4 protein-coding genes are annotated in these 9,414 nt (G+C 32.9%); 2 read left to right on the forward strand and 2 right to left on the reverse strand.

Translation table 11 applies throughout. The features are described 5' to 3' along the window. Positions 1-223, forward strand: a 223-nt coding sequence (locus AB8B65_RS05505) for a hypothetical protein (RefSeq protein WP_405299857.1), incomplete at its 5' end; no start/stop codon positions are given. 10 nt (positions 224-233) lie between these two features. Then, positions 234-4,697, forward strand: a complete 4,464-nt coding sequence (locus AB8B65_RS05510) for an RHS repeat domain-containing protein (protein WP_405299858.1) — start codon at positions 234-236, stop codon at positions 4,695-4,697. 611 nt (positions 4,698-5,308) lie between these two features. Here AB8B65_RS05510 and AB8B65_RS05515 read toward each other — a convergent pair. Continuing rightward, positions 5,309-8,530: a T9SS type A sorting domain-containing protein gene (locus AB8B65_RS05515; RefSeq protein ID WP_405299859.1), complete on the reverse strand. Its 3,222-nt coding sequence runs from the start codon at positions 8,528-8,530 to the stop codon at positions 5,309-5,311. Between the two features lie 84 nt (positions 8,531-8,614). Further along, positions 8,615-8,836: a hypothetical protein gene (locus tag AB8B65_RS05520; protein WP_405299860.1), complete on the reverse strand. Its 222-nt coding sequence runs from the start codon at positions 8,834-8,836 to the stop codon at positions 8,615-8,617. Positions 8,837-9,414: the final 578 nt, after the last annotated feature.

Genomic DNA, 9,414 nt, shown 5'->3' on the forward strand with positions numbered 1-9,414 from the left:
TGATTATAGGATTCATCCTATCAGTTCCTCTATGGCGACGTATGTTTATAATCAATGGGATGAATTATCATACATATTAGATGGTAATAATTTAGGAACGTATTATGAATATGATACTGCTGGAAGACTTATTAGAACTTCTAAAGAAGTAATAGATAACGCATCTGTAACGGGAGGATTTAAGAAAGTTTCTGAAAGCAATTACAACTACAAAAACAACTAAAAATTTATAGATGAAAAACAACATATTATTTTTAGCAATAATTTTAAGCTCAATCCACTTCGGATTAGCACAAAATATCACTTGGGGAATCAATAATAGTTTTACACTACATGAACAAACTATTTTCCCTGGAGAGAATTATATGTATTCTAATATATCGGATAACAGTAAGATAACATCTTTAGATAGATTGCTATCTACCACGACTTTTGCTTATGTAAAAGTATCAAGTCTTTCAGAGTTTTCAAATTCTCCAGGAGGCATCACTTTAAATAACCCACCAGATATTTTTGATTTGAATATTATTCTAAAACCCGTTTATAATTCTAATTTAACTATAGAACATGATGAGTTTCTCATAAGAATAAGACCTGATCGACAGCCTGTAGGGGGAACTATTGGAGGTGCTAAATACTCAATAATTGCTATGACTAGAACAGCTACCACTTCGTCTACAATAGCTAGTATCAATAATTTAACACTTTCAGGTATCACCAATTCAGAAGTTATGATTGAAAAAGTAGGTGTTTCAACAATTAACTTCAAACACAACGGTATCATTTTTGCCACGACGACTTTAACAGATACTAGTATTGATTACAATCTCTCTTTTGAAACTAATACGGGACAATACTTTGGCTTCAAATATGAATTTCAAGGCTTTGATTTCAGTCCTTCATATTATCCATGTATAACAGGAACAGAAAATTCAGATAAAAACTGGATATCCAATTGTGCCTATGATATAAACGGGAACTTAAAAGCTTCTGGAATTTCATATTCAGATGAATTAGGACGCGGATTACAAACACAAGCTTTTGATATCAGTACAGGAAAAAGGTGGATTTCAGAAGTGCAATATGATGCGCAAGGAAGACCTGCTTTTAGTACTTCTTCATCTCCTGCAAATTTACTAGGCTTGGAATATACCTATAAGCCAGATTTCACTAAAAAAGCAGATGGCTCTCCATATACAAATACGGATTGGGAGAATACAACACCGCAAGCGGTTGGAAGCCAAGAAGAATCATTAGGCTGGTATTACAGTGCCAACAATACTGATGAACCTTTTCAGGACATCACTGATTATCCGTTTGTAAAAGCGACATACAGCACACTAAATCCAGGGAGTACATTAAAAGTAGAAGGAGGAAGACAATTAGATAGTAACACACCACAAGGATTCTCATATACAGTTCCTGCGACACAAGAACTATATTATGTGTTTGGAAAAGATGCTTTCAAGGGAGAAGTAACATCTGAAGGTAAAGAATTACTTTTACAAGCTTTTAAAACAATAAAGGTTGATCCTAACGGAGTTGAAAATGTGATTTTTAAAGATGTCGAAGGAAAAATTTTAGCAACAGCTCGCTCAGGAGGAACTATAAACTATGATATAGTAGCATTAGTAGGAACTTTAGGTTACATAGATATACATATACCACAAAATATAACAGCTAATCAAATTTCTTTTGAAAATAGTGCGATAAGTGATTATACTATTTATGATCTACGAACAGAACAAATAGTGACTTCATTGACTGGCGGTAACTTTTATCGATTAGAATTAAATGGCACAAGTGAAAATAAAGCGTATGTTACTACAACAGGAACTATCGCAACAGATAGCAATGCAAAAGGAATTCGATATCCAGTTAATTATTATGACTACGCTTTAAATTATTACGATGATACAGGGATTTTACTAAAAGCTACACAGCCATTTGGGTTCAATACTTCCTGTTTAACAAGTATTCAATCTAATCCAATACATAATTTAGAAAGTCTTTTTTATTATAATTCAATGGGAAAAATAGTTACTTCTTTCAAACCTGATATAGGTACTACAAATTTTAAATATAGAGATGATGGACGAATTCGTTTTTCTCAAAACAGCAAGCAAATCCTAGTCAATGAGTTCTCATATATTAATTACGATAATCTAGGAAGACCCATTGAAAGTGGAGTGGCATCTGGAAATTTTTCTACCTTAGATCCAACTATTGAAAGCTTTACTGCAGCCAATTACAAAGAACAAAATTTTGTAACCTACGATTATATTGAAGTTTCACAACTAAGCTCATTATATGGTGATTACCAAAATCCGTCTTTCTTAGGAGGGAATATTGCCAAGACACAAAATGATCAAACAACTACTTATTACAGTTATGATATTTACGGACGTGTGCAATGGGTCGTGCAAGATATCGCTGGACTTGGAATCAAAACAATTGACTATGAATATGATCCGATAACGAGTACCATAAACAAAGTTACTTATCAAAAATATGATGCAAATGAATTATTCATACACAGATATACCTACAATTCTATTGATAACAGTCTTATAAAAGTAGAAACATCTACAGATGGTAACGCATACATAGAACATGCTGCCTATGAGTACTATGAAACTGGAGAACTAAAAAACATTCAATTAGCAGAAGGAATTCAACAAATAGATTATGTATATACATTAGACGGACAATTGAAATCTATAAATCATCCGAGTCTTTCGCCAACTAATGATCCTGGAGGAAGCACCAATGATATGTTTGGGATGACCATTGATTATTTTAATAATGATTACCAGCGTGCCAATATATTTCCAGCAGTTACTGGAGGAACAAACCAATACAATGGAAATATCAAAGGAATTACTTGGAATGTGGACCAAGCAGCAGCAGAAAACCCATCACAATATACCTATGAATACAATAGAGAAAACTGGTTGACAGAAGCAAATTTTAATGGAAATGGAAATTCAAATGTAACAGTTCCTCAAAATATAATTATTAATAGTACTGCTAATCCTGATCAAACTATCACAGCAAGTAATTCAATTAGCTTTTTACCTGGGGCACATGTCATCGCAACAACAGGAACAGAGTTCAATGCAGTAATTAGTAATGCACCATCTGGTAATTACGAAGCTACTGATTATCGTGTTTCAAACATTACCTATGACGCCAATGGAAACATTCAAACACTAAATCGTAACAAGAATACAGAAAATGGTAGTAATGCTATGGATGAATTAAGTTATGTATATGACAATAGTAAACCAAATCAATTAATACAGGTGACAGATGGTATAACAACGGAAACAAATGCAAACGATATAAAAAACCAAACAAACTCTGATAATTATGATTACAATGAAATAGGACAATTGGTGCAAAATGTAGGCGAAAACATAGGTTATGTATATAATGCAAGCGGCTTGGTCACAGAAGTGAAAAAGTTAGCACCAAACGAACCTATTGTAAAGTTTTACTACAATGACAAAAATCACAGAGTAAAAAAGGAAAGCTTTAGTAATGGGGTATTGCAAAATACAACTCATTATATACGAGATGCTGCTGGAGTTTCCTTAGCCATCTATACGGATACTAATTTAGTAGAGCATACCATTTACGGAAGTAGTAGATTAGGCGTGCATTACCGACAAAGTGATTCGGATGCGTATCAATTAACAGATCATTTAGGAAATGTACGCGCAGTGATTATAAAAAATGGCAGTAATGCTGTTTCTTTGACAGCTAAAACAGACTATTATCCTTTTGGAATGCCTATGCCAAATAGACATGTTAGTGATGGATATAGATACGCATATCAGGGACAGGAAAAAGATATTGAAACTGGCAAGGAAGCGTTTGAACTTCGTCTATGGGATAGCCGTATAGGAAGGTGGCTTACAACTGATCCCGCAGGACAATATGCGTCTCCTTATCTAGGTATGGGGAATGACCCCGTAAATGGAATTGATTCTGACGGCGCATTTAGAACTAGATTTGGAGCATGGTTATATAGGTTTATAAATGATACAGGAGGAGATTTATTTGAGAGAGATAATGGAGGATGGGGTATTGATGTATCCAGTGGAAGTTACTCTGAAGGTGTAAATATTATAACGGGATCTAAATGGGAGGAAGAAAAATTATTCGGTAATGGTCTCGGATATTTTACTCATTGGAATGGATGGCAGCCAGTAATAATTGAATACAGCTCTCCAGAACCAGAGCATCAAGGAAAAATACTTAATCATGCGCCATTAGGGACAAAATATTTAAAGTCAGAAAGAACTACCTTTCATAATGATAAATCTATGGAAGAATTTGACAATAAAGCTATATATTATTCTAAATTAGGAGCAGAAACAGTAATTGGTTCTGGACTAGGTAAAGCCACCGATAAAGAAGCAACAGCAGTTGCAGCAACTGTGATTTTTGCAGAAGCGACAACTGATTTCACTGTAGAAAATACAGTTGAAGGTGTAGTGCATACAGTAATCTATAATTACGGAGCTGTTAGAGATCCACTATATGGAAGCGCAGATTTTCCAAAGGATAAATATAGAGCTATTTATGATATAAAATCAGAGCCAACCAAGGTGTTCCATGTTCTTTACTATCATCAAGACTTAAAGTTAAATGGTAAGAGTATATTTAGAACCACGGAAAAACCACATTAGAAATTAAAATGAAAGTAGATATTATTATATACATAAGTTACTGTTTAATTTTAAAATGCCCCAGCTAGCGCTAGTTTGTAACTAGTGCCGAACCGAGTAAACAACACTAAATAATATTTAACAAACACACACATTATATTTTTCACATTTCAGACTCATAACTCAAAGTTTACTGGTTCGAATCCAGTTCCTGCTAATAAAAAAAGACACTTCAAAAGGAGTGTCTTTTTTTATGCTCAAAATTTTCTTGAGAACTTGAGACGAGAAGTTTATGCTGAGCAAAATAAAATAAATTCAAAGTGAGTTTAGTTTCCACTAAAGAGACAAATAAACGTCTATTTTTTCTTCCTCTTCTTCTTACCCAATGAAACTTTATAGTCATTTATGTTTCCTTTCACCTTTACATTGAGATACCCAGCTAGCGCTAGTTTATAACTAGTGCCCAATCGAGTAAATAATAGTAATGCAGATACATACAGTAAAAAAATACATTATATTTTTTTGCATTTTAGACTCATAACCCAAAGGTTACTGGTTCGAATCCAGTTCCTGCTACTAAGCAAAGCTTCACATTTCTGTGAAGCTTTTTTTTATTGACAGAATAGATTTTACTAATACTTCACAATCTGTCTTGTGTGTGCTTCTCCTTCAATATAGAATTTTACAAAGTAGATTCCGGATCGTAGTTCTTTTAGGTTAAAGTTAACCTGATTTTCATTGGTAAATTCTTTTTGTCTAAAGACATATCCTTGCATGCTTAGAATTTCAATTTTTCCAGTTTGTGGTTCTTTAAAACGAATGTTTATGTTGTCTACAAACGGATTTGGATGTATGGTGGTTTCTAGTTTAGCATCCAACTCAAGATTACTTTTCTTTCGTCCACTATTAATTTTCTCGCCAACAGGTTTATACATGCTTACAAGAAAATTACTATTATCAAGATCACAGCCATAAGGTCTCATTGCTAGTAATTGTTTCGGTGCGTTTGCTTCCGCCTTTATTAATAAGTATTTCTCTTTATTATTGCCACTAATTTGCCAATCATAAATATATGGTATCGAATAATTTGGGTTTGCAGACCAGTTCCAATTCCAGTTGCTCCCATCATTTTTTAAATCCATACTTGTTGCCCAATATGCGTTTAAACCTTGTTGAATAAATAGGATTTCATCTTTAGTATCATTTGTATCTATATCACCAATTAGTACTTTATCTGTACCATCTAAAGGATATCCCCAGCCACTAAAAGTACTTGCTCCATAAGTAGACCAGCCCCATTGGAAATCATTATTTTCATAATGAAACATCGTAGCCCAACTATCTAAACCTAGTATTTCATCTTTTCCATCGTTATCAAAATCTCCAGCTACTAAATTTCTATAAGGTCTAATACCGTGATTTGCTCCGCCTGTAGTCCAAGCCCATTGAAAGTCATTGTTTTCAAATTTGAACATCGTTGACCAACCATTTTCAGGACTTCCAAAAATTTCATCTCTATCATCTCCATCAAAATCTCCAACAATTAAATTTTCTTTATATAACGTCATTGAATGATTTCCATTATCTGACCATTTCCATTCCCAAGCTCCATTTTCAAAATCGAACATAGTAATCCAACCAATTTCTGGATTTCCTAAAAGTTCATCTTTACCATCGCCATCAAAATCTCCTACAAGAAAATTGGTACGGTATGGCGCTAACATGTGAGTAGCATCTCCATAATTACTCCACTTCCAATGCCAATCTCCATTTTCATAGTTTACCATGGTAATCCAATTTTCATTATTCTTTGTTTGCACGCATAATAATTCTTCGACTTGATCACCATCAAAATCTCCTACATAAAACTTATGCGAATCATTAACATCCCAGCCGTCTATTTTTCCACTTCCATGATTTGTCCATTCTTTCACCCAGCCATCTGAATTTATAATTGGTGCCGTACTTTTAAACTTTAAAATATGTGTATCAAGTGGTCCAAAAATTAAATCTAATGACTTGTCATTGATAAAGTTTTTGAAATATTGTTTTCCGACAGTTGAACTATTCAAATCAATATCTGAATTTCTATTTGTTTTATAAATTAAAGAATTGACATCTAAACTAGGTCCGTAGAATGTATATTCATCAGAAATGAAATATTCATGAGGTTCAAATAAAATATCTACACCAGTAGCATTTTGAATAATTGGATTAGCCACATTACTAAAATCTAAGGTGGTACTAACAGTCATATTTAAAGGATTCGTCACAATCATAATTACATCATCACCATTAGTTCTAATAGTATAGCGAAGTCCATAATTCTCAGTTCGTTTTTCAGCAGGAAGGTTGGAAAGTAAATAACTTTCTGCCGGAGGAACAATACAATTAGTATCGGCATGGTCTGTTTTAGAATACAGTATCGAATTAGGATCCGTACTTATTAAATTTTCATCAACTAAATAGCGTAACTCTCTTGCAAGATGTTTGGTGTAGTCTTTATACAATTTTGGAAAATAATCTTCATTATACCGTACATCAAGCCCTTTAAATAATTTACGCGCAGCTCTTTCATAAAGATATCTTACTTTGATTTCTTTAATTTCTGTTGATCCATTAGGCGTATATTTTATAATTTCTTCAGAAGTACATGACCAAGTTATATCGTCATAATTACCAATTCTATTCAGCCACTCATCATATTCTTTAGCTTTTACAATGATATCGTCATTTGAATAATGTCCATTATTCATTAATAATTCTGATTTTTCACATCTTTCGTATGCTTGTCCTAAATCCCAAAACCAAATTCCTTTTACTCCATGAATAATAGACGAATATGTTTTGAACCACATCCAATTGGCATTTTTGATAGCTGGATTGCTGTGTGTTGTGTTAATATAATTAATATCATCAACAAACTCCCCTTGATTTCTATCCATTAAAATTACATCATGTACTTCTTCTACATGTTCGTATGCATAGTCAATAGATTTTAAGGATCCTAAATAGTGATTTCTATTTTGATAGATATGACTATATTTTTGATTAATCCAATCACCAGTTAATGACATATAAGAACCTTCAAAAAACACATCTACATTATTGAGTTTGATATAATCCTGAGGATTGTTTATTGGCCAATTTAAATTCGTACTCTCATTTATTCCCTGACCATGGGCTGCTTCCCATAAAACAAGTTTATGTTCGGGATGTACAATATTACTAAAATGATTCAAAGCTTCTTGAACATGTTCGACAGGAATATCACAATCAACTAATTCGACTCCTGTATCTTGTTGTTTTCCATTTCTAGGATGAAGAGAAGTTGATTCTTCAGTGACTTGATATCCCCAAACTAAATCTTTATACATTGATGTATTATAAACTTGCGAAACAAGATCATCATAATTTGGTCTTGCATGTATGATGTCGTTAATATTCATTCCGTAATTATCATACATATTCAAATCATCGATCGTATGATCGTCGTCATTTATAGTTCCAGGAATATACCATTCTCTTGCATGGACAAAAAACTGCATATCCTCAAAATTACTTATCAATGTGAGTAAACTTTCTTGGTACACTTTTGTGGCAGTCCAATTATCTGGTTTGTATCCGTGACCGATATTAAATCCATCTTGATGTAAAACATTCAAAGGACTTGTATTATTTCCTAACAGCGTCGGCGCAGTTAATGGAGCACGATCTACAGTAACACCAGCGTTGGTATTATGCATTGTACTGACTCCAAACATTCCAATTTTGAAATCATTTTGTTGGGCTTTGGCTTTGCTTATGAATAATAAAAGAAATATCACAAGCAATTTAGGTGTAAATTTTTTCATGAATTATGTGGTTTTGTGAATGTTACTAATAAAGTGGAGAGAAAAAAGCGAACCGAAGTTCGCTTTCTATGGCTTTTGGAACCATTATACGTCACAATTAGATGGTACTCCTCCAGTATCACCTACACCAGAATGAGTAGTAAAGGTATCGCAGCCATCTAACGTTTTTGGAGGAACAAAAGCACAATAAACGCCACAGTTAGTGATATCCTCAGTACCTCTATAACCTCCTTGTAATTGAGAAAATTGAAAGTTAGAAATAGATTTTTTGTTCAGTTTTAATGATTTTAAATTCTGTTTTTTCATAATTTGTAGTTTTAATTAAAATGTTAATATTAAAGTGATATAGCTATATTTTCGTTTGATCTTTATAATTCATTTTTTTTAGCGCTTTCGTGCGTTTGTAGTAAAAATGAAAAGTATATTTCTTGTTTTTTTATGCTAGCTTTTTTCGCTGGCATAACAGATGTGATTTTTTGAAATATCCTCAATGAATTTTGATTCAAAGAAAACGTGTAAATGCAGATAAAAAAAGGAACACAATTGACCTTTTATAAAAGATCAATCGCGTTTTTATAAAACATTGCATGTATGTTTTAAGCTTGTAAAACCATAAAAAAAGCAGTTAATCTGTAAGGAGAACTTTTCTTTTTCAGTGCCTCGAAATTTCTAAGTATATTTGGGTAACTTCAAGAAGTTTATTTTATGCAGAATAGTAAATCATCCCCTAATATTCTTAAAAGAGTTGTTTTCTTTATCCTCTTTTGTAACATTTCAATGCTGTACGCACAATCAGATTCTTTAGCGCTGAAATCCTATAAAGAATTGGATTCTTTGTATTTGGTATATCGGTATGAGAATCCTAAAAAAGCTAAAATATATGC

Source organism: Kordia sp., assembly GCF_045105435.1.
Lineage (GTDB): Bacteria > Bacteroidota > Bacteroidia > Flavobacteriales > Flavobacteriaceae > Kordia.

Bases quoted from the DNA above. Each gene is read 5' to 3' on its own strand.
- AB8B65_RS05510 (WP_405299858.1), top strand. From the start codon at position 234: ATGAAAAACAACATATTATTTTTAGCAATAATTTTAAGCTCAATCCAC.
- AB8B65_RS05515 (WP_405299859.1), bottom strand. From the start codon at position 8,530: ATGAAAAAATTTACACCTAAATTGCTTGTGATATTTCTTTTATTATTC.
- AB8B65_RS05520 (WP_405299860.1), bottom strand. From the start codon at position 8,836: ATGAAAAAACAGAATTTAAAATCATTAAAACTGAACAAAAAATCTATT.